Below are 21,775 nucleotides of genomic sequence, written 5' to 3'. Positions count from 1 at the left end.
ACCCCATATAGGTATATCGAAGGGATGATGAAAACCATGAGTACAAAAGAAACGACATTACAAATATCAGGTATGACCTGTGCAGCCTGTGCGATCCGAATTGAAAAAGGTTTGAACAAGTTAGAGGGAGTCGAGAAAGCGAACGTAAACCTTGCTCTTGAAAAATCAACCGTTTCTTATGACCCTCAAATTTTAAAGGTGGCCGATCTCGAGAAAAAAATAGAAGATCTCGGATATGGAGTCGTCACTGAAAAAGCTGAATTCAATTTGACTGGCATGACGTGTGCAGCATGTGCAACAAGGATTGAAAAGGGGTTAAACAAACTTCCCGGAGTGATTAAAGCTAACGTTAATCTAGCATTAGAAACCGGGTCAGTACAATATAATCCATCTGAAGTTTCTATTGGAGATATGATTAAAAAAGTTGACCAATTGGGATATGGTGCAACCCTAAAGGAAGACTACAAAGAATCGGTTGATCATAGAGCAATGGAGATTGAGAAACAGAAAGGAAAATTCATCTTTTCTGTCATCCTCTCATTCCCTTTATTGTGGGCAATGGTTAGTCATTTTGAGTTTACATCTTTTATCTATTTGCCTGAGATGTTCATGAATCCTTGGGTTCAATTGGCGCTCGCGACACCTGTACAGTTTGTTGTAGGGAAACAGTTTTATGTAGGAGCTTATAAAGCGCTCCGGAATAAAAGTGCGAACATGGATGTACTCGTAGCATTAGGAACTTCTGCAGCTTATTTCTATAGCCTGTACCTATCTATCCTTTCCATCGGTACCAATCAAGGGATGGTGGAAATGTACTTTGAAACATCGGCAATATTAATTACACTTATTGTGTTGGGAAAACTTTTCGAAGCAAAAGCAAAGGGGCGTTCCTCTGAAGCGATTAAGAAACTGATGGGACTGCAAGCTAAGACAGCTATCGTGGTTCGTGATGGTAAAGAAATCGAAATAGCGATAGAAGAAGTGGAAGCCGGTGATATCGTATATGTAAAACCAGGTGATAAAGTACCGGTCGATGGTGAAATCATCGAAGGGCGTTCAGCATTAGATGAATCGATGCTGACAGGTGAGAGTGTACCTGTCGATAAGACAATAGGGGATACGGTAATCGGTGCAACCATTAATAAAAACGGGTTCCTAAAAATAAAGGCAACAAAAGTAGGGAAAGATACGGCCCTGGCTCAAATCATAAAAGTCGTTGAGGAAGCACAAGGTTCAAAAGCACCGATCCAGCGTCTAGCTGACCAAATCTCTGGTGTATTCGTGCCTATAGTTGTAGGCATCGCTGTTCTTACCTTCATTATCTGGTTTGTTTGGGTAAGTCCCGGAGAATTTGCTGTTGCGCTTGAAAAATTGATTGCTGTCCTTGTTATCGCGTGTCCTTGTGCATTAGGATTAGCGACTCCTACTTCAATCATGGCAGGCTCTGGCCGCTCAGCTGAATTTGGTATTTTATTTAAGGGTGGAGAACACTTAGAAACCACTCATCGAATCGATACTGTGATCTTAGATAAAACGGGTACGGTTACAAACGGTACTCCAGAACTTACAGATATTATTGTGGAACCATCATTCAGTGAAGAAGAAGTGTTAAGACTAGTAGGTTCAGCAGAGAAAAATTCTGAACACCCATTGGCGCAAGCTATTGTAGAAGGAATCACCAATAAGGGAATCCAGTTATCGAGTTCGGAGGATTTTGATGCTATTCCTGGGTTTGGTATCAAAGCTGTAGTTGCAGGTAAAACACTTTTCATCGGTACACGAAAATTAATGAAAGAAAACAACGTTACCATCTATGATTCTAATAATCAGATGGAGGAACTTGAAAAAGCCGGTAAAACCGCGATGCTCGTGGCGATAGACGGAGTATATGCAGGAATTATCGCTGTAGCCGATACGATCAAAGAAACATCAAAAGATGCGATTTCTCGATTAAAAGAAATGGGTCTTAAAGTTATCATGATCACAGGAGATAATCAGCAAACAGCTAAATACATTGCTAAACAAGTGGGGATTGATCATGTCATATCTGAAGTTCTTCCTGAAGGAAAAGCAGATGAGGTGAAAAAGCTACAGGAGCAAGGTAATAAAGTGGCCATGGTCGGAGACGGAATCAATGACGCTCCAGCACTAGCTGTAGCGGATATTGGGATGGCGATTGGCACAGGTACAGACGTTGCGATGGAGGCAGCTGATGTAACGCTGATTCGTGGCGATCTGAACAGCATTGCAGATGCCATCTACATGAGTAAAAAGACAATACGAAACATCAAACAAAATCTTTTCTGGGCTTTTGCTTATAACGTGTTAGGCATCCCTGTTGCTGCACTAGGTTTTCTTGCCCCATGGCTTGCAGGAGCTGCGATGGCATTCAGCTCGGTGTCAGTTGTTCTTAATGCACTTCGTTTACAAAAAGTAAAACTGTAAGGAGGGAATTCTATGAAGGACAATATCGTTTTAAGGTGGACATTGTCGGCTGTATTGATACTCGTTATAGTGATCGGGAGCTATTCCGTATTTGCAAAGTACGCAGAACCATCGACTAGTGAACATGCTGGTCATGTTGGAGAACAGAATACATCTGATTCATCTGATACAAAAGATAAGGAAAAGCAGGAGGCTGGACATGGTGATCATGGGGAGAGCCAAGGCAATGTATCAAAAAATAGTGATATTACACCAACTCTGCATTACGAAAACAATTTAATCCATATTGAGTTGAAAGATAAAGAGGGAAACCCAGTAGAGGAATTAGAGATCAATCATGAGAAACTGATGCATTTGATCATCGTAAATGATGAACTGCAGCAGTATTACCACATTCATCCCGAGAAAAAAGGGAATGGTGTGTTTACCATACAGCACAAACTGGAAGAAGGAAGCTATAAAGCGTTCATAGACATTAAACCAAAAGATAAAAACTATGAGGTGCAGCCACTTCCAATCGAGGTTGGCGCTGGTGATGCCCACGGTGAACATGATTCGTTAAAGCCAGAAACTGAGTTCACTAAAACAGTCAATGGCTACAAGTTAACCATGAGTCCTGAAACCTTTACATCAGGTGAAGAAATTGTGTTGGATTTTGATCTAAAAGAAAACAAACCCGAGCCCTATCTAGGAGCGCTTGGTCATGTAGTCATATTAGACGAAGGTGGAGATGAGTATGTTCACGTCCACCCAGCATCGGAAACAGATACAAAGTTTGCCACAAAATTTGACCAGCCAGGTATATATAAAATTTGGGGTGAATTTAAGATAAATGGAAAAGTGAATGTTTATCCATTTGTAGTAGAAGTTAAGTAAATTTTACGTTCTATCTCTCGGGAACGAGGTGAAGCACTTTATGGAACTTTCTGGCGTTTCAAAACACGTGTTATTGTGTAACGGAGCTAGCTGCATCAAAAAAGGGGCTGAGGAAGTTACGAATACCGTTCGACAAGAAATTAAAGATCAAGGGTTATTAAACAAAATTCATACTACTAAAACCTTTTGCAACGGAAGATGTAAAGAGGGACCGACAGTCGTAGTCTACCCGGATGGAGACTGGTATAAAGAGATGACTCCTGAAAAGGGAAAACAACTGATCGATAAGATTAAGTCTGACGAAAAGTTAGATGAAGCTCTAGCTTATACGTATGACGTTAAGTCATTTGCGAGATTTCAGGATAATAAATAAAATACTTTATTCATAGGAGGAGCAGTTGATGGTTATCCAGCCGAACATGTCTGTAGTGGATATCGTTAAGGTATGGCAAGATACTAGTGAAGTTTTTGAAAGGTTTAATATATCCATTAATAATGGCGAAAAACTATGTTCAGTAGTGAATGAAAGAACTCTAACTATTTTATTAGATGAGTTAAATAGAAGAGTAAATAGTTCTAAGATGACCTGCATCAAAGGTGGATGAAGGATTTCTATTAAAGAGTAGGTTACTCTTTATGAAAAGTACCGATTTATTGTTCGGTACTTTTTTTATTTATTTCGTGATTTGAAGAGTTATGAACTTATTAGGTTGCTCCATAAAAATTGCATATTTTTTTAGTACGGTTAATTTGAGGAGGGAAAACCAATGAAAAAGCAATGGTTGATTTCTTTAATGTTACTGGTACTCATTTTGGTTATAACAGGTTGTAGCCAAGAGGGTTCAAAAGATCAATCTAATGAAAATAAGGTACAAGCAAAAGAAGAAATTTTAGAAGGTAAAACAATTAAAGAGTTCTCCATTACTGCAAAAAAAGAGAATTGGGAATTGAAGTCCGGTAAGACCATTGAAGCTTGGACTTATAATGGAAGCGTCCCTGGGCAAGAGATTAGAGTAAAAGAAGGTGAAGGGGTAAAGGTTACAATCAAGAATGAACTTCCGAAGCCTGTAAGTATACATTGGCACGGTGTCCCTTTATCGAATACACAAGATGGTATTCCCGGAGTCACACAAGATGCTATTGAAACAGGCAAGGAGTATACGTATCAGTTTGTCGCAGATACCCCTGGAACGTATTGGTATCATAGCCATCAAGACAGCGTAAATCAGGTTGATAAGGGGCTTTATGGAGTCTTTATCGTTGAATCTAAAGATGATGAACAGTATGATCGAGATTATTCACTTGTTTTAGATGAATGGGAGTCCAATCCAAAGCAAGAATCCGAAGAAATGGATGGAATGGATCACTCAAACATGGATATGAATGAGTCAGATACAGAAGATATGGAAGGTATGGATCATTCCAATATGGACATGGGGGATAAGAAAAATAAAGACAGCAAATCTTCCGATAACGGTTCAATGAATGGTATGGACCATGATATGTCTTCTTATGATATATATACAATAAACGGTAAGTCATATGATAAAAGTAAACCCCTTATAGCGAAAAAAGGAGAAAAAGTAAAACTCCGATTTGTAAATGCCGGATATATGTCTCATAAAATTCATATTCCATTGAATTTTAAAGTAACCAACGTTGATGGTCAGCCCGTGAATCAACCAATCGAACAGGAAAATAAGGTACTTGAAGTTGCACCTGGTGAAAGGTATGATATAGAGTTCATTGCAACAGGTGAAACCGTAACAATCGATTGCCATGGTGAGATGGATGCATCTAAAGACATGAGGATAAATATCCAAGCCGAAGAAGAGGCGGTGCAGCCTGTTGCTCACAAAAAAGATGCGGGCATGGTGAAACCAGATGAGTTTGGTAAAGAGATTAAAGGGAATTTCTCATTAAACGATTCTTTCGATTTAGAATACAAAATGGACCTTGCTACTGATATGGATTCCGGTGAGATGAAGTACACCATAAACGGGAATACTTATCCTAAGACTGAAAATATAAAGGTGGATAAGGGTGATAAAGTCAAAGTCACTTTAACAAACAAAAGTATGGATAAATCTGATCACCCAATGCATCTACATGGCCATTTCTTTCAAGTATTAAGTAAGAATGGAAAACCTGTAGAAGGAGCACCATTAATGAAAGATACACTAAATGTAAAGCCTGGAGAAACATATGAGGTTGCATTCGTAGCTGATAACCCAGGTAACTGGATGTTCCACTGCCATGATTTACATCATGCCTCAGCTGGTATGATGACCATGGTGAAATATAATAACTTCAAACCTTTTTACAAGGATGAAGGTAAAGTAAATAATATTTCAGAATGAAAAACCTCGCTCAAGAGGTTTTTCTCTTTGTTTATGAAGGAGAGGTAAATTATGGCTAAAAAGAAAAAAACAACAAAAAAGCCATTTAAAGTTAAGGGTATTTTAATTATTGCAGCGATTAGCTTAGTTTTGGTTTTAATACTTTTATTTACATTCAATGATAAACAATCAAGTGTAACGTTCACGGATATCCATGGGGTAGGATATTCAAATGACGGAAAAAAGATCTTTATACCTGCACATGATGGAATCAAGCAGTACGATACGATGAACAAACAATGGCAAGCAACACCTGGTGAGAAAAATGATTATATGGGTTTTTCAATGGTGGATGATGGTTTTTATAGCAGCGGCCATCCAGGAAATGATTCAGACAAACCAGACCCGTTAGGAATCGTAAGAAGTAAAGAGATAGGTGGGGAAATCGAACTGCTTGGCTTAGAAGGCGAAACGGATTTCCATTTTCTCGCTGCAGGCTACGAAAACCATGTCTTGTATGCCTATACTTCTATGGCTAATTCAAGAATGCCATCAGATGGTCTTTATTATTCCAATGACGATGCTAAATCATGGAATGAAAGTGACTTAACAAATGTAGAGGGGGAGATCACAGGTATTGCGGTCCATCCTACTGATACGAATGTCGTTGCAATAAGTTCTCAAAATAAGGTTCATCTATCAAGAAATAAGGGTAAAACATTTGAAGAACTGACGAACATGAAACAAGTTACATCACTTACGTTTACTAATAAAAATTCACTCTTAGTAGGTGGGTTTGAGAATAAAGCGTTCCTTACAGAAATCAATATAAATGATAGTTCGGAAAAGGAGATAAGTATTCCGACACTCCAGGAAGATGCCATATCTTATTTAGCTAAGAATCCAGTGGATAAAAACATCGTTTTTACTACCTTTAAAAAAGATGTGTTTTTTTACAATGGTGAAAGATGGATCAAACTTGTTAATCAAGGAAAAGCAGTTAATTAATAAATTATCTTTTATCAGGTATACTTCATTTTTGGTTAAACAAATAAGGAGCAGAATCCATGGAATTAATAACATTACTTCAAGAATTAAATATATCAATAGAGGATTATCCACAAGCGTGCAGGATAGGCATAAAAGGGATCAAGTCAAATTCAAAGTTTGTTGAACAAGGAGATTTGTTTGTCGCTATAAATGGATATGAAGTAGATGGTCATGATTTTATTAAACATGCAGTCGATTCCGGAGCAGTTGCTATCATAGGAGAATCAGATTATCAATCAACTGAAATTCCTTATATTAGAGTAACAGACAGCAGAAAGGCACTAGCAAAACTAGTAAGCTGCTTTTATGGCTACCCTTATAAAAAACATATAATGATAGGTATTACAGGAACGAATGGCAAGACTACCACTGCTTATATGCTTAAGCATATTTTAGAAATGCAAGGAAAAACCTGCTCACTAATTGGCACTGTAAATACGATTATTAACAACGAGGTAATTCAATCTAAAAATACGACCCCTGATTCGATTGAATTAAACCAACTGATTGCGAAAAGTAATGATGATGTTGTAATCATGGAGGTTTCTTCACACGGCATCGAACAGAATCGTATAGAAGGCATATACTTTGATTTTGCTATATTCACCAATTTAAGTCATGATCATATGGATTATCATAAAAATATGTGGGAGTATTTTCAGGTTAAAGCGAGGCTTTTTGCTCAGTTAAAACCAACAGGACAAGCCATTATAGCTACTTACACCGATTGGGGAAACAAGCTAGCAGATATGTTGACTACATCTAAAATTCCTCATTTCACAATGGGGGTAGGTGAGAATAGTTTAACAGTCAAAGAGATAATACCCTCGTACTTTTCTGAGTTCAAATATTATATGGATGGCAATCCTTATCTAATAAAGTGTACCATTCCAGGTATCCATAACGGATGGAACATGATGACTGCGATATTGACAAGTAATATAATGGGTCATAACATCGAATCCATTCATCATTCATTACAGTCATTCTCTGGTGTCCCGGGTAGATTTGAAACATATACGCATCATAATGGGGCTTCATTTGTCATTGATTATGCACATACTGCTGATGCAATTCACTACTGTTTAGAAATTGCAGAGCGCGAACAAGCAGAACAAATCATACATGTTCTTGGTTTTAGAGGTAAAAGAGACGTAACAAAGAGAGAGGTTATGATAGATTCTTCTAAAGAATTTAGTCATTTAATCATACTAACACTAGATGATTTAAACGGAGAAAAAGAAGAGTCCATGATTAGTTCCTTAAATGAATTAAAAGAACGGTTCCTTGATCTTCCTATTGTTGTAATTCCAGACCGAACCCAAGCGATTAGTTTTGCTTGGAGAAAAGTTAATGGATCAAAAGATTGGGTGTTTATTACAGGAAAAGGTTCTGAGAGGTATGAGCAAGTTTTCGAATTGCCATGTTCATCCGATAAGGAAACTATAACGTATCTAAAAAACAGGACAAATAATAACAAATGCATATTCCCTTAAAAAATTAGAAGCCGACAAATGTCAGCTTCTTTTTCTATCTTTAAATATTTTGCTTTTCTTCAGTTGAGATTGCACGTAAAAAGAATTTTCCACTCCGATTCGTTAGTGATTCTTTTTATTAACTTACCATCCTACGGCAAGCTTCCGCACATTTAAAACAAGCTTCTGCACATCGCTGACAGTGTTCATGATCATGTTTTTTACACTCATTTCCACATGCTTCGCAAATTTGAGCACAAAGGGAACAGATTTCATTTATGAACGGACTGTTACTGCTCATCGCTGTAGCAGCAAAGGAACAAATATCTGCACAGGCTCTATCCAACCTGATACATTCCGCCATCATTTTTACGTCTTCTTCATTTAAACATGCGTCAAAACAATGATTACATTCTTTCATACAGGCCAGACATTCATCAATACATTGTTGGTACGTGTCATGCATACATCATCATCCTTTCGTTATTAGGGATTTAATTACATAAAAAGTGTACCCATTGAGTGGTCATATAAACGTATTTTGCGAAAATCCATAAAAACTGCATAATTCTTTCATTATTTATCTAAATGGACAAACCGTCACTGCATAAAAAATTCATATTTAAATGTTATACTCCTGAGAAATTAATCAAAAGAGGAACGAAAAATGAAATTCAGCAAAAGAATCGTCTTAGTCATTAGTATTTTATTTTTCATAATCTTACTCATGTTCTTAAGCCCATTTTCTACTGCAGCTTCAAGTAACTCTCCAGGTAATATATCCAGTGAATCTGTGATTTTAATTGAAGGAACTACAGGAGAAATTCTTTATGAGAAGAATAGTTATCAAAGTATGTATCCTGCCAGTATCACAAAAATTTTAACAGCAATAATTGCTATTGAAGAAGGTAACCTGTCAGATAAAGTTCTAATTAGTCAAAACGCTCGAGATACAGAAGGAACGAGAGTATACCTTGAACCAGGGGAACAAGTATCTTTAAAAAAACTCGTGCAGGGGTTATTAATCAATTCAGGAAACGATGCGGGAGTGGCGATTGCCGAACATATGGCAGGTAGTGTGGAATCGTTCAGTAATGAAATGAATCGGTTCACAAAAGAAAAAATCGGAATTACTAACAGTACTTTTAAAAATCCTCATGGTTTGTTTGATATTAATCACCAAACAACTGCTTATGATATGGCAATGATTACTAAGTATGCAATGAAAAATAAGGAGTTTAGAGAAATCTTCCGAACAAAAGAACTACGTTGGGTTGGAGAAGGCTGGGATACAACGCTTTATAATCATCATAAAATGTTATGGAGATATGAGGGTGTTAATGGCGGCAAAAATGGTTATGTTGATCAATCTGGGACTACATTGGTCACAACGGCGAAACGTGGAGAAACTGAATTAATAGCGGTCACTTTAAAAGCGAACTCTTCTGAAGTTGCATATGCGGACACCACTAGTTTATTAGATTTTGGTTTTACTCATTTTCTAACGCAGAAATTTTCTGAAGTAGATCTTACAACAATTCAAGGTGCAGAAGGATATAATATTGATAAAGATCTGTTTTTTACAGCAGGAGTTAACATTCCGATCATTTCAGAAGTTAACATGGATGGCTTATTAGTTATTAAAGACCAAAATGAGAAGGTATTATTAGAGTATTCTTTAACTAAAGAGTTAAAAAAAACGAAAAAAAATGAAGATGGTAAAGAGGTTAAACGTAGTCCTTTAGTAATAATTACTTATCTTCTAGTAGCACTTTATATTGTTTTTCTACTCTTCTTGATTTATTTAATTCGACTGAGAAGCATTAAATTTAAAAGTCAAAAATATTCTTCATTCAAATATCACCATTAGATAGATCCAGTATAACTATTTATTCTCAATTTAAAGGAATGCTTTTCAAATAAGAGGTGAGTGTAAATTGGAATAGGAAAAGGAAATTCTCGAAGCGTTTTCTAAATTACTTCCAGAAATGAGAAGTATCTTAGATAACATAAAAAATCAGAAACAAAACAATTTAGATGATATTCTGTTATTAGATGAAAAATTAAAAATCTTAGAATCAAAATTTTCTCGTTTTTTGAAAACTTCAATATCACGTAAGTATAATCAATAATTAAACTATCTTACTAAAAATGGAGGGGAATTATGGTAAGAATTCTTATCATAGATGACGAGCCAAAATTAGTAGATGTTATCTCTTCATACTTTGAAAAGGAAGGATTTCAAACAGTAAGTGTATTTAATGGAAAAGATGCGTTATATCATCTGAAAGTTTCCTCATTTGATTTTGTCATACTTGATTTAATGCTTCCAGATATTAGTGGAGAAGAACTTTGCCAAATGATTAGAGACAATCACTCGATCCCAATCCTCATTTTATCAGCTAAATATGGAGAAGATGATAGAATACATGGTTTGTCGATTGGAGCAAGTGATTATATGAAAAAACCTTTCAGCCCAAGAGAATTAGTCTTAAGGGTTAAGAATATTCTTAGACAATCAAATTTATGAACAACAAAATGAGCTTATCCTAGGAAAAGCTCATTTTCTTCATATAAATAGAGTTTTTATGATTATAAACATAACCGTGAGACCCAGTGTTCATCATACACTGTATCAATATATCGATCTCCTCTATCAGGGAATACAGTTACAATGTTCTCACGGTTATCTAAAGAATTCACTAACTTTTTAAGAGCTGCAACTGAAGCACCGGAAGAACCCCCAGTAAAGATTCCTTCACTTTGTAACAATTCATGACATCCATTAACGGATTCTAAATCATTAACATGAATGACCCTATCAATTTCGTTATTATTTAAAATCTCCGGCACTCTACTAGCGCCGAACCCAGGCAGTTCTCTTTTTCCCGGAGGAGTATTAAAGATTATTGATCCGACAGCATCAACGGCTATTACCGTTAAATTCGGATGTTTTTCCCGAAGTTTACGGCTAGTACCCATAATACAACCTGTAGTACTTACGGGTACTACTAAATAATCAATGTTCGCATCAATCTGTTCGATAATCTCAGTACCTGTCCCTAAATAATGTGCCTTCCAATTGTTTTCATTGGCATATTGGTTTATCCAATATCCATTGGGTAACTCTTCAAGAATTTCTTTAACTTTGTTTATTCTAGTCTTTAAATAACCACCCTGATCGTCTTTATCCTCGACCATAACGATATTTGCTCCAAACGCTCTCAAGATTTTTAGATTTGTCTTTGAAATTTTCGGATCGACTACACAAGTAAAAGATAAACCGTGATAACGGGCAATCATTGCTAGTGCAATGCCAAGGTTTCCAGAACTGCTTTCTATTAAGTGAGTTGCAGAAGTTATTTGTCCATTTTGCAGTCCTTGTTCTATGAAATACTTCGCAGGGCGATCCTTCATGCTACCACCTGGATTCATAAATTCAAGTTTTGCATAAACATTTTGTTGGGGAAATAAACTCTCTAATCTAACCATAGGTGTGTTGCCGATACATTGGTTGAGTGAGTTATACACAGGTGCTTTTTGTATAGTGTGTAACATTAAATACCTCCAGTTAAATGAGATTCAATAATTTTTGCAGAATTATGCCTCATAAAGATAAACATTTTCAGAATATAAACGTAAATTATCTTCTCGGTGCTTACAGAGTGATTCCCATTCAAACTCATCGAAACTTTTAGATGTTAAAAATTCAAAGGGAATCCTTAAATTTAACAATCGCCCATTAACTTGAATTCGAGTAACTCCAGCTGGATAGAGTTTTCCAAGTTTCACAACTTTTTTTATGGTATCCAAACATGTTGCAGGATAGTTAAATCGAATAAAACCAAGGTTTGGACTTTCCTTAGAATGGGCAGGTATACGTCGTACCTCTTGGTATTCACTGTAAGCATTCACAATGGCGTGCCAAACATCCAACTTTTTAGATAGCTCTTTTGTTGAGTACTTCGCATAAATATAAAGTTCGGAATGGTCATGAAACGACAGAGTTGCAAGAGGGATTTCATCTGCTCGAACTTTTTTTGTTACTTCTATTGATGGATGTTTTGTTAATTCTTCAAACCATTTTCCAGCTGGAACTATGTGATGCCATGCGTTTATTCTTACATGATTGGGATCCACAATTTGTATGGGAACTCTCAAACACCCCATTTCTTTTAGTGCGTTTAATCGATGTGCACCATCTAAAACTAAATATTTTTCGTTTTCTAAATGTAGAGCTATGATCGGATTTCTTATTACACCATCTAGTTTTATGGCATTCTTAATTTTAGAAAGACGTGCTGGTTCATATGGTTCATGAAGCATAATTCTATTAATATCAATTAATTGTAAGGATGATTTTAAATTCATTACCATTCCTCCTTAGGTTTTAATGTCTTTTTTGTTTTGTTTTTTTTATAAAGAATGAATAAAGGCAAAAGGCTTAAGAAGCTGACTACGATCCAATATTTTTCTGGTTGACCGTTTTTTAAAAAATAATCATATATAACTCCACCTACCAAATTACCTAATGATCCCCCGATTGCCATTGCTAAGTTTGAAAAACCAAAATAGGCTGCCAGTGATTCTTTAGGGGAATTGTGGGCAATATAGCTTTGGAACAATGGCAGTAATGTAATCGATCCAATAGCAATTCCAGTTAGCACTAATAATAGAGTAGCTATATTGTTTCCAAACGTAATGGGGACAATAAAAATTAGAATAGTAACATAACTGAAAAAGAATAATGAATGAATCGTTCTATCCTTAATCATTAAGAATACAGGCCACTGGAAAATAATAATTATTAAAGTTACAAAAGTAAAAATCCAACCAGAAGACCCTGTCACATTCGTTGAAATGATTGGTAATGTTAGATACAGCTGTTGATATAAAAAATGAAAAGGAATCAAACTAACAGTCAAACCTACAAATGACTTATCTTTAATAATTTCAGCAAATTCTTGGATCCAAGTCTTAGTATTAAGTGGCTTAGATACTTTTGGGAGAAATATAGCAACTATACAAAGAATCAGAAATAATAATCCTGAAAGAACACTAAGATGTTTAAAGTCATCTATTGAAAAATAAAGTCCGGCTAATGGTCCCAATACAGTTCCAGCGTTCTCTATGATATTCATTAGAGAAAATATTTCCTTATGCTTTCCTTCTGGTGTTAGCGAAGTTAAATTTGCTTTAAGAGCAGGACTGAATAATGCTCCGCCTAGTCCACTCAAAATAGCTGCAATTATGACCAAAAAACCATTTGTGGTTAATCCCATCGATGCAAATCCAATTCCGCGAAAGAAAAATCCGATTACCACTATTTTTTTATATCCTAATCGATCAGCCAGGGCACCTCCTACAATCATTAGACCTTGTTGACTCAAAATTCTTATTGCGAGAATGAAACCAACAAAACCTAAAGAAAAGCCGACATTTTGATTAAAGTAAGTGGATATAAAAGGAACAAACATAAAAAAAGTAAAAAACGATATAAACTGCAACAAAAGAATGACGATGACAGGTAGTTTTAAATAAGATGGGAAAATGTTTTTAATAGTGTTTAAAAATTTCATATTCAGCACCAACTTTTAAAGGGATTTAATACACCTCCAGAATCGTTATAAAACAAGAGTAAATATTAAATGTCGAGAAATAATGCAAAAATGGTTACAGGACCGTAAATGATTTTAAAAATGATTACATATTTAAGGTGAAAGAGTAATAATTGTGGGGATTATCGGAATAAATTGAATAATTTTCTAAATTGCAAGGGGTTTTTCATTTTATCTCTAAGATTATAAAATTCGAAAATGTACACATTTACGAACTGTTAATCTTGCAGAGAGTTAAGCCCATTCAGCTGTTCAAATATGTGTAAATAGACTTAATGAACGTTTACCTCTTTTTATAACAATTTCGGAAGAATAATCAATTAATACAGTTTGATAAAAAATTCAGTTCTTGGGAAAAGTATATTTTTTTTTATAATGATGTGTTTGAGGATCTAGTTACTTCTCATTCTTAATTGGAATCTGCAGCCTTCGAAGCTTGAAGTACAATTGATTCAATCATAGCTAAGAATTACCAAATATTAAACAGTCTGATTACAAGAATGCCGAAAATTTCTAAGACTTTTTTACGTACTTTTAACGAAAGTATTCAAAACTTCCTTCTTTAACATATTTTGGATTTTGGTATAATTGATTTAACAGTATTAATTTTCTGTGAAATTTAAAATAAAGTGAGGTTCTTGTTATGGCTACTGTTAAAGCATTTTATGCTTATCCATCAGGAAACGAGAGTTTAAAAGAAGACATTGCTAAAGCAGTAAAAAATATTAATGCTACTAAAGCAGTTAAAATAACAAGATGGGAAGATCTAAATGTAACAGGTAAACATATGATAGATGTAATATTAAAAACTATTGATGATAGTGATTTATTTATTTGCGACTTAACTTTCTTAAATTTCAATGTACTGTTTGAACTTGGATATGCAGTTGGTAAGAAAAAGAAAATTTGGATAACTCTCAATGAAACCCATAATAAATCTACTAGCAATTACCGTCAGTTAAAATCATTAACAACCATTGGATATGCAGGATATAATAACGCAGATGAACTTAAAATTAAATTTTTCAAAGAAAATCCACATCAATTAGCAGAAACAATAAATATTCAAGATGAAAATTTGGGTAACACCAAAAGTTTGGTTTATTTGAAGTGTGGAACAGGAACAACAGCTTCAACAGAGTTAACTTCACTAGTACAAAGTTCAAAGCTACCATTATTAACAGCAGATCCATATGAAGGTCGTAACCCACTAAGTTGGTATGTTAAAGCATTGCAAAATTCTTTAGGAGTTTTAGTACATTTTCACACTTTAAATCAAGATGGAGAAGTTGGTGAAGATATTTTTTGGTCATCAGAAAAAGCAATGGTAGCGGGAATTGCACAAGGCCTGGATCTAAATTTGCTCATTTTAGCTCATGAACCTTATGAAACACCTTTAGATTATCATGACCATTTGCATACACATAAAACAAGTAAAAAGTGTGTTGAAATTTCGGAGACTTGGCTTGAACCCTTGATAAATAAACGGAATAATATGAAGGAAGAAAACAGACAGCACAAAGCAGGACAAAAAGCTCTTAATAGTATAAAGAGTTTAATCATTGGTGACCATGTAGCGGAAAACGAGCCAGTTGATTTAATAGAATACTTTGTTGAAACAGCAGAATACAAGGAAGCACTCAAATCACAGCAGGTACTTTTTGTAGGTAGAAAAGGTACTGGTAAAACAGCAAATTTAATAAAAATTAAAGATGAGCTATCTTCAGATAAAAGAAACTTTGTTTGTTCCATACAACCCCAAGGTCATGAATTCGAAGGTGTATTAAATATATTAGAAAAAACATTAACCAGTTCTGAACAAGGACATTTAATCGAAAGCATTTGGAAATTTTTGATTTATACAGAACTAGCAAAATCATATTATGAATATTTATGTAACCAACCCCCTCAGATACCTAAAACCAATGATGAATTAGAACTAGAGGACTTTATTAAAAAAAATGAAAAACTTATCAATGCTGATTTCACACTTAGACTTGAAAATGCAGTCACTAAATTAAAGTTATTAGACTACAATAATGAAATTGATCAGCAAAGAGTTAAAGTAAGTGAAATTTTACATAGCAAGATAATTTCTCATTTAAGACAAAAACTAGGTAAAGTTTTTCATTCAAAAGAGAGGGTATGTATTTTAATTGATAATCTAGACAAGAATTGGAGTGACAATGTTAATCTCGAAAGATTAAGTCAATTATTGTTTGGATTGTTAAATGTAGGCCAAAGAATTACTGATGAGTTTAGAATGAAAAATTATAAGCAGGTTGATGTAGAATTATCACTTATTGCTTTTTTAAGAAGTGATATCTTTACTAGAGTTATGAAATATGCAAACGAAAGAGATAAAATACCATATAAAAATCTATCATGGACTGAGCCTAATCTGTTATTTAAGGTTATAGAGCAGAGGATTGAATATAATATTGATGAAATTCCAAGTCCTGAAGTTCTTTGGAGAGATTATTTCTGTGAGACTGTTAATGGACAAGCTTTAAAAGACTATATAACTAGTTTTATTCTTCCTAGACCACGTGATATTATAATTTTGTTTAAAATGGCTTTTCAAGAAGCGATAAACAAAGAGCATGCTAAAGTAGAAGAGGAAGATTTTAAGGCAGCTGAATTTAAATATTCAGAATATGCTTTGCAGTCTTTACTTCCTGAAAACGGGAATAGAATTCCGGAATTAGAGTCAGTATTTTATGAATTTGCAGGACATAATTCTATTATCGATAAAAATGAATTAGAAAATTGTTTAGTAGAGTGGTGTACAGCTGATAAAGATACAAAGCATATTATTGAAGTCTTGTGCGAATTGACTTTTTTGGGATTGGAAGTTGCAGAAAATAAGTTTGAGTATTTTAGTGAAAAAAGACCCAAGAAAATTACTGAAAACTTGGCTCGTAAATTAGTTTTAAAAAATAAAAAAAATCAACGATATGAAATAAATCCTGCATTCCATGCATATTTAGAAATAAATAAGGTTGAATTGATGAAAGTATAAAGATACTTTTATCATATATTAAGAAAAGATAATTACGATTCTATCCGATAGTAGACAGCCCATTTTGTTAATGAGTTGTAATTAAAGAAAGTAAATTTCATCTGTTTGGTAACTTTTTATTATTCCATAGCTACAAGCCAAAACCACCTTTTTGGTGGTTTTGGCATTTTTAAATTGATGCAATTAAGAACTGCATCGAGTCTCGTGAAATAGAGAAAGTGTCTCAATTAAGTAGACTCTATGGGGACAATTTACGAGAAACAGTCTAAAAGGCTTTGGTACGTCTCACTTTCATGTTCCAAAAAGGTAAGTTCTAAGAACATTGGATATCGCAGTTCAGCGTGCAAGATCAGAAAAAATAAGCGGAGATCAAATAGGATTGTATTCATTAGAAGGATTGTACGTTAAATTTGTTTTATCAAATTTTTATTTACTCGGAAACAAACTTGCGAAAATGTCCATTAAAAGGCTAGGGATTAATCCTAACTTTTTTTTACATATTTTCTACATAACGCAAAATAAGGTCTGGTAATTCAATAGGTTTCATATGGGCTATTAAAGAATGCTATAAATGTTCAAAAGTCCCTTTAGAAATCTCCCTACAGGGGCTTTTTTATATTGTTGGATTTAATTATTAAGTGTTCAATTTTGTTATTTTAAAGGAAAAATAATACAATTTGTCGAATATTTGGTATTAGTTGTCTATTTTCTTAGGAAGGGGTAAAGTGAAATGAAATTTTCTATGTTACATATCAGTGATATACATTTTAAAAATGAAAACAATAGTCTTTTAGAAAAAGTTGAAAAAATTAGTCTTGCAATAAAAAGTGAATTATATGATATAGAGACTCTTTTTATAGTAATGACTGGTGATATGGCATTTTCAGGGTCTCAAGTTGAATATGAAATTGGAGTAGAGTTTCTAGAAGGATTAAAAAACTCTTTAATAAAGGAAAGGGAAATAAATATTTATATTATTACTATTCCTGGTAACCATGATTGTGATTTTTCTACTGATCAATCATTAAGACAGGTGTTACTTGAAAATATAAGAACCCATTCAACTGACATTCCTTCTGACAAAATTATTAAGGAAATATGTTCGCCGCAGTTAAATTATATTGATTTCGCAAGTTTATATACAGAAAAAGAACATATTATTTATGATCATCTATTATTTAAAAAACATCTTTTTGAATTGGATAATGATATTAAGATAATCTTTAACTGTTTAAATACCTCTTGGATTTCTGAACGACATGAGCAACCTAGCAAAATGTACTATCCTTTGCATCTGTTTAAAGATGAAATTAGAACAAGTGGTGATATTAATATAACTCTTCTTCATCATCCTTTACATTGGTTAGATCCTATTAACAATAGAGCAAATAAAGAGATTATTGAAGATTTTTCAGACCTTGTTCTAACTGGCCACGAGCATTTTCCAACTTATAAGCAGTCCTTAGACTTTGATGGTAATTATACTGGTTACATCGAAGGTGGTGCACTACAAACAGGAAATCCAGTTGAAAGTGATTTCAATCTAATTCTTATTGATATGGATCTTCAACAACAAAAGATATTAAAATTTAGTTGGGAAGTTAATAAATATCATGTAAATAAGCAGATTAATTGGACGGATTTAAGGATAGGAAGTACAAACTCATCTGTTAATGAAAACAACGAAGATTTTAATAATTATTTAAATGATCCTGGGTTAACTTTGAAACATCCAAAAAAATCAGAAATTTCACTAGATGATATTTATATCTTTCCTGATGCAAAAGTCATAAAATATGAAGTGAAATTAAAAGAAGACATAAGTGAATATGTTAATTTAGAAGTTATAAAAGAAATTGGAAGTGAAAATAAATTTTTTATTACAGGGGAAGAGAAATCTGGTAAAAGTACACTATGTAAAACTATTTATAAGCATTATAAGTTAAATGGCTATGTTCCAGTTTTAGTAAATGGAAGAGATATAAAAAAATCTTCCATTGATGATTTTAATAAGGTGCTATATAAAGCTTACAACAACCAATATTCTGAAGAATCTCTAGATGAATTTAAACAATTACCAGATAATAAGAAGATTATTATTATAGATGATTACGATCAAAATAAATTGAATAACAAATTTTCTTTAAACCTACTAGCTAATTTAGATAGATACTTTGACAATATTATTATTACTGGAAACGAACTTTTTAAGTTTTTAGAACTACTATTTAATGATGATACACATGAAGAATTACTTGAGAGATTTCAAAAACTTGAGATTATGCACTTTGGTCATAGACTTAGAGCTCAATTAATTAATCAATGGAATAGTATAGGTGATTTAGAAACTTTGGATGAAAAGGAACTAATCTCAAAAAACGATTATTTTGAAAACACTATTAACACGATTATTGGAAATAATTACGTTCCATCATATCCTTTTTTTATTCTAGTAATGTTACAGACTTTAGAGTCAGGTGAATCACATAACCTTGCTGAAAGTACTTATGGTTATTATTATGAACATTTAATTAAACAATCTCTTATTAATCTTAATATGAAAAATGAAGATATTGATGCTTTTTATAATTATATTACTGAGTTGGCCTACGTCTATTTTGAAGATAAAACTATTGAAAAATCTAAAATCGAATTAGAAAATTTTAATAGTTGGTATTGTGATGAGTATGCTCTTGATTATAAATTTGATAAGTATTTCTCTAAACTAGTTGAAGCTTCTATTTTAGAATCTATACAAGAAACTTATAAATTTAAATATAATTATACGTACTACTATTTTGTAGCAAGATACTTAGCCATTAATATTTCAGAACCAGGTATAAGAGAAAAAGTATCTGAAATGTGTAAAAACCTATATTATGAAGAATACGCAAATATAATAATGTTTTTAACACATATATCAAAAGATCCTTTTATTTTAAATGAAATTTTAATTAATGCTCAGTCTATATTTAATGAATTCAAACCTACAGAATTAAATGATGAAATTAATAATTTGAATCAACTTATTAGTGATGTACCTAAGTTAGTAATTGATAACAAAGAAGTTAAAGAGCATAGAACGCAAAGGTTAGAAATGAAAGACCAAATAGAAAGAAGTCAAAATGAAATAGCTGCTACTGGTTATGATATAAGGGATGATGAGGCAAAAGAATTAGACATTTTAGGGAAATTGAATTGGTCATTTAAAACTTTGGAAATTGTTGGTTTGGTCTTAAAAAATTATTATGGGTCAATTAAACGAACCCAAAAAATCATTTTAGGCAGTGAGGCATATTTCCTTGGATTGAGATCCTTAAGTTCCTTTCTAAATATGATAAATACTCATATGGACTCCATCGTTAAGGAAATAGAAAAGGTAATAAGTGAGAAGGGGATTTCTGGTAAGGTAGAAATTGAAAATGAAGCAAGGAGTTTTGTATTCAATATCTGTACTGCTATGTCCTTTCATTTTATTAAAAAAATATCAACCTCCGTGGGTACAGATAAACTATCGGAAATATTTAAGCATATTTTAGATGAGAATTATACCAATGCTATTAGATTAATAGACTTATCTATAAAGTTAGACCATATTCAGACAATACCATTTAATGATATTGCAACTTTAAAAAAAGATTTAACAGATAAAAATAATTTAATTGGTTATAGTTTACTTAGGGGTTTAGTAATTAACCACCTATATATGTTTGAGACAAGTTATAAAGATAAACAAAGAATCTGTAACCATTTAGACATATCAATAGAAAGGCAGAGGAAAATTAACCTCATGTCTAATGTAAAAAAACAATAATTTCTCATAATTGGTGGCATTTGAATCGAATAGTGTAAAATCATGAACGAAGGCTGGGCTAGCTACTGGCACGCCAAAATTCTACAAGAAATGGACTTGACCTCTCATGAAACGATTGAATTCGCTAAATTAAACGCGGGTGTTGTCCAACCATCGAAAACATCGATCAATCCATATTACTTAGGGTTACAGATCTTCAAGAACATCGAAGAACGCTACAACAACCCAGATGAAGAGCTGATCAGACAAGGGGTTAAACCAGGATCAGGACGAGAGAAAATGTTCGAGGTCCGTGAACTGGAATCCGACATGTCGTTTATCCGAAACTATTTAACTAAAGATTTAGCACAAAGAGAAGACATGTATCTGTTCCAAAAGCAAGGGAAGGAATACAAGATTGTCGACAAGCAGTGGGAGGAAGTACGTGACCAGCTCGTGAGTATGCGTGTGAACGGAGGGTTTCCATACATTACAGTAAATGACGCAGATTACATGAAGAATGGGGAGCTATACCTCAATCATAGCTATGAGGATATGGAACTTGATGTGAAGTATCTTGAAAAAGTACTGCCGCATCTTCATCATCTCTGGGGAAGACCTGTTCACATGGAGACAAAGATTGAGCAAAAGCCTGTGTTGTTCACGTATGACGGGAAGACGGTACATCGCAAGTACCTTTAAAATTAAAGATTTAAAAGCACTCTCATTTAGGAGTGCTTTTTGTTTTTTAATTTAATCTGGTAAGGATAGTAGATATCAAATTTGTAATAATGTGGTAAAATATAATCAGGTTATTTTTGAAAAATTATGAAAATATAAATAGGGGGATTTTTCATTGAGAAAGCTGTTAATGACAATGCCATTAATAGGGATACTGTTAGTAGGTGAAAAAGCGATATTTGAGATCATTATTTTAACTTTAATCGCAATACCATTGAAAACTGTAAAATTCAAACAGGATATGGATATGTATAACTTTATTATTACTAATAAAGTTGATAAGAATTTATTTAAACCTGTTACGCCAGTGTTAAATACGAATCGTAATTCAGAAATTGTTACTAGATCTATGGAACATAAATCAATTGAACATTAACAATAAGTTTAACAAGCAAAAGCCATAAGGAAGTTAAAGG

The 21,775-nt window shown here is 33.6% G+C and carries 16 protein-coding genes and 1 pseudogene; 13 read left to right on the top strand and 4 right to left on the bottom strand.

All coding sequences use genetic code 11. The features are described 5' to 3' along the window. Nucleotides 1-36 precede the first annotated feature (36 nt). The 7 genes from ACNJYY_RS17060 (at nt 37) to ACNJYY_RS17030 (ending at nt 8,206) form a co-directional block, all read left to right on the top strand. On the top strand, nt 37-2,445 hold the full coding sequence (locus tag ACNJYY_RS17060; protein ID WP_197129827.1) for a heavy metal translocating P-type ATPase: 2,409 nt from the start codon (nt 37-39) through the stop codon (nt 2,443-2,445). A gap of 12 nt (nt 2,446-2,457) precedes the next feature. Next, nucleotides 2,458-3,321: a hypothetical protein gene (locus tag ACNJYY_RS17055; RefSeq protein ID WP_416729416.1), complete on the top strand. Its 864-nt coding sequence runs from the start codon at nt 2,458-2,460 to the stop codon at nt 3,319-3,321. Nucleotides 3,322-3,361: 40 nt separating this feature from the next. Beyond that, nucleotides 3,362-3,694 (top strand): (2Fe-2S) ferredoxin domain-containing protein, encoded by a 333-nt coding sequence (locus ACNJYY_RS17050; protein WP_197129834.1) that lies wholly within the window; start codon nt 3,362-3,364, stop codon nt 3,692-3,694. A 28-nt stretch (nt 3,695-3,722) separates the two neighbouring features. Beyond that, nucleotides 3,723-3,926: a hypothetical protein gene (locus ACNJYY_RS17045; protein WP_197129837.1), complete on the top strand. Its 204-nt coding sequence runs from the start codon at nt 3,723-3,725 to the stop codon at nt 3,924-3,926. A gap of 162 nt (nt 3,927-4,088) precedes the next feature. After that, the gene (locus ACNJYY_RS17040) at nt 4,089-5,681 is read left to right on the top strand and encodes a multicopper oxidase family protein (protein ID WP_197129840.1); all 1,593 of its coding nucleotides are present in this window, start codon (nt 4,089-4,091) and stop codon (nt 5,679-5,681) included. A 51-nt stretch (nt 5,682-5,732) separates the two neighbouring features. After that, nucleotides 5,733-6,668, top strand: coding sequence for a F510_1955 family glycosylhydrolase (locus ACNJYY_RS17035; protein WP_416729415.1), 936 nt, complete (start codon nt 5,733-5,735; stop codon nt 6,666-6,668). A 59-nt stretch (nt 6,669-6,727) separates the two neighbouring features. Continuing rightward, on the top strand, nt 6,728-8,206 hold the full coding sequence (locus tag ACNJYY_RS17030) for a UDP-N-acetylmuramoyl-L-alanyl-D-glutamate--2,6-diaminopimelate ligase (protein WP_197129846.1): 1,479 nt from the start codon (nt 6,728-6,730) through the stop codon (nt 8,204-8,206). Between the two features lie 118 nt (nt 8,207-8,324). On the opposite strand, the gene ACNJYY_RS17025 is transcribed toward ACNJYY_RS17030, so the two are convergent. Next, complete coding sequence (locus ACNJYY_RS17025) at nt 8,325-8,651, bottom strand: four-helix bundle copper-binding protein (protein WP_197129849.1); 327 nt, start codon at nt 8,649-8,651, stop codon at nt 8,325-8,327. Between the two features lie 201 nt (nt 8,652-8,852). Here ACNJYY_RS17025 and ACNJYY_RS17020 point away from each other — a divergent pair, with 201 nt between their 5' ends. Then, complete coding sequence (locus ACNJYY_RS17020) at nt 8,853-10,055, top strand: D-alanyl-D-alanine carboxypeptidase family protein (protein ID WP_197129852.1); 1,203 nt, start codon at nt 8,853-8,855, stop codon at nt 10,053-10,055. A 294-nt stretch (nt 10,056-10,349) separates the two neighbouring features. Further along, nucleotides 10,350-10,715, top strand: coding sequence for a response regulator transcription factor (locus ACNJYY_RS17015; protein ID WP_197129854.1), 366 nt, complete (start codon nt 10,350-10,352; stop codon nt 10,713-10,715). Between the two features lie 62 nt (nt 10,716-10,777). Here the strand turns inward: ACNJYY_RS17015 and sbnA are convergent, their stop codons facing one another. Genes sbnA through ACNJYY_RS17000 form a run of 3 tightly spaced genes read right to left on the bottom strand, consistent with a single transcriptional unit; the run spans nt 10,778 to nt 13,764 of the window. After that, the gene (gene sbnA / locus ACNJYY_RS17010; RefSeq protein ID WP_197129856.1) at nt 10,778-11,743 is read right to left on the bottom strand and encodes a 2,3-diaminopropionate biosynthesis protein SbnA; all 966 of its coding nucleotides are present in this window, start codon (nt 11,741-11,743) and stop codon (nt 10,778-10,780) included. A 42-nt stretch (nt 11,744-11,785) separates the two neighbouring features. Next, nucleotides 11,786-12,556, bottom strand: a complete 771-nt coding sequence (locus ACNJYY_RS17005; protein ID WP_197129858.1) for a ParB N-terminal domain-containing protein — start codon at nt 12,554-12,556, stop codon at nt 11,786-11,788. Next, complete coding sequence (locus ACNJYY_RS17000) at nt 12,556-13,764, bottom strand: MFS transporter (protein WP_197129860.1); 1,209 nt, start codon at nt 13,762-13,764, stop codon at nt 12,556-12,558. Before ACNJYY_RS17000 ends, ACNJYY_RS17005 begins: the two co-directional genes overlap by 1 nt. 682 nt (nt 13,765-14,446) lie before the next feature. Here ACNJYY_RS17000 and ACNJYY_RS16995 point away from each other — a divergent pair. From ACNJYY_RS16995 to ACNJYY_RS16980, 4 genes and pseudogenes are all read left to right on the top strand, one after another. Then, a complete protein-coding gene (locus ACNJYY_RS16995) occupies nt 14,447-16,825 on the top strand; it encodes a P-loop ATPase, Sll1717 family (protein ID WP_231607365.1) in 2,379 nt (792 codons plus the stop codon). Nucleotides 16,826-17,555: 730 nt separating this feature from the next. Next, nucleotides 17,556-20,639 (top strand): metallophosphoesterase, encoded by a 3,084-nt coding sequence (locus ACNJYY_RS16990; protein WP_197129862.1) that lies wholly within the window; start codon nt 17,556-17,558, stop codon nt 20,637-20,639. 36 nt (nt 20,640-20,675) lie between these two features. Beyond that, a pseudogene (locus ACNJYY_RS16985) lies at nt 20,676-21,320 on the top strand (SpoVR family protein); the annotation flags it as partial. Nucleotides 21,321-21,474: 154 nt separating this feature from the next. Continuing rightward, nucleotides 21,475-21,735: a hypothetical protein gene (locus tag ACNJYY_RS16980; protein ID WP_197132099.1), complete on the top strand. Its 261-nt coding sequence runs from the start codon at nt 21,475-21,477 to the stop codon at nt 21,733-21,735. The last annotated feature ends 40 nt before the right edge of the window (nt 21,736-21,775 follow it).

Source organism: Fictibacillus tiangongensis, assembly GCF_048083785.1.
In the GTDB taxonomy this organism is placed as follows: domain Bacteria; phylum Bacillota; class Bacilli; order Bacillales; family Fictibacillaceae; genus Fictibacillus.
Note: the sequence above shows the minus strand (reverse complement) of the source record. Positions and strands in the feature narration are given on the sequence as shown.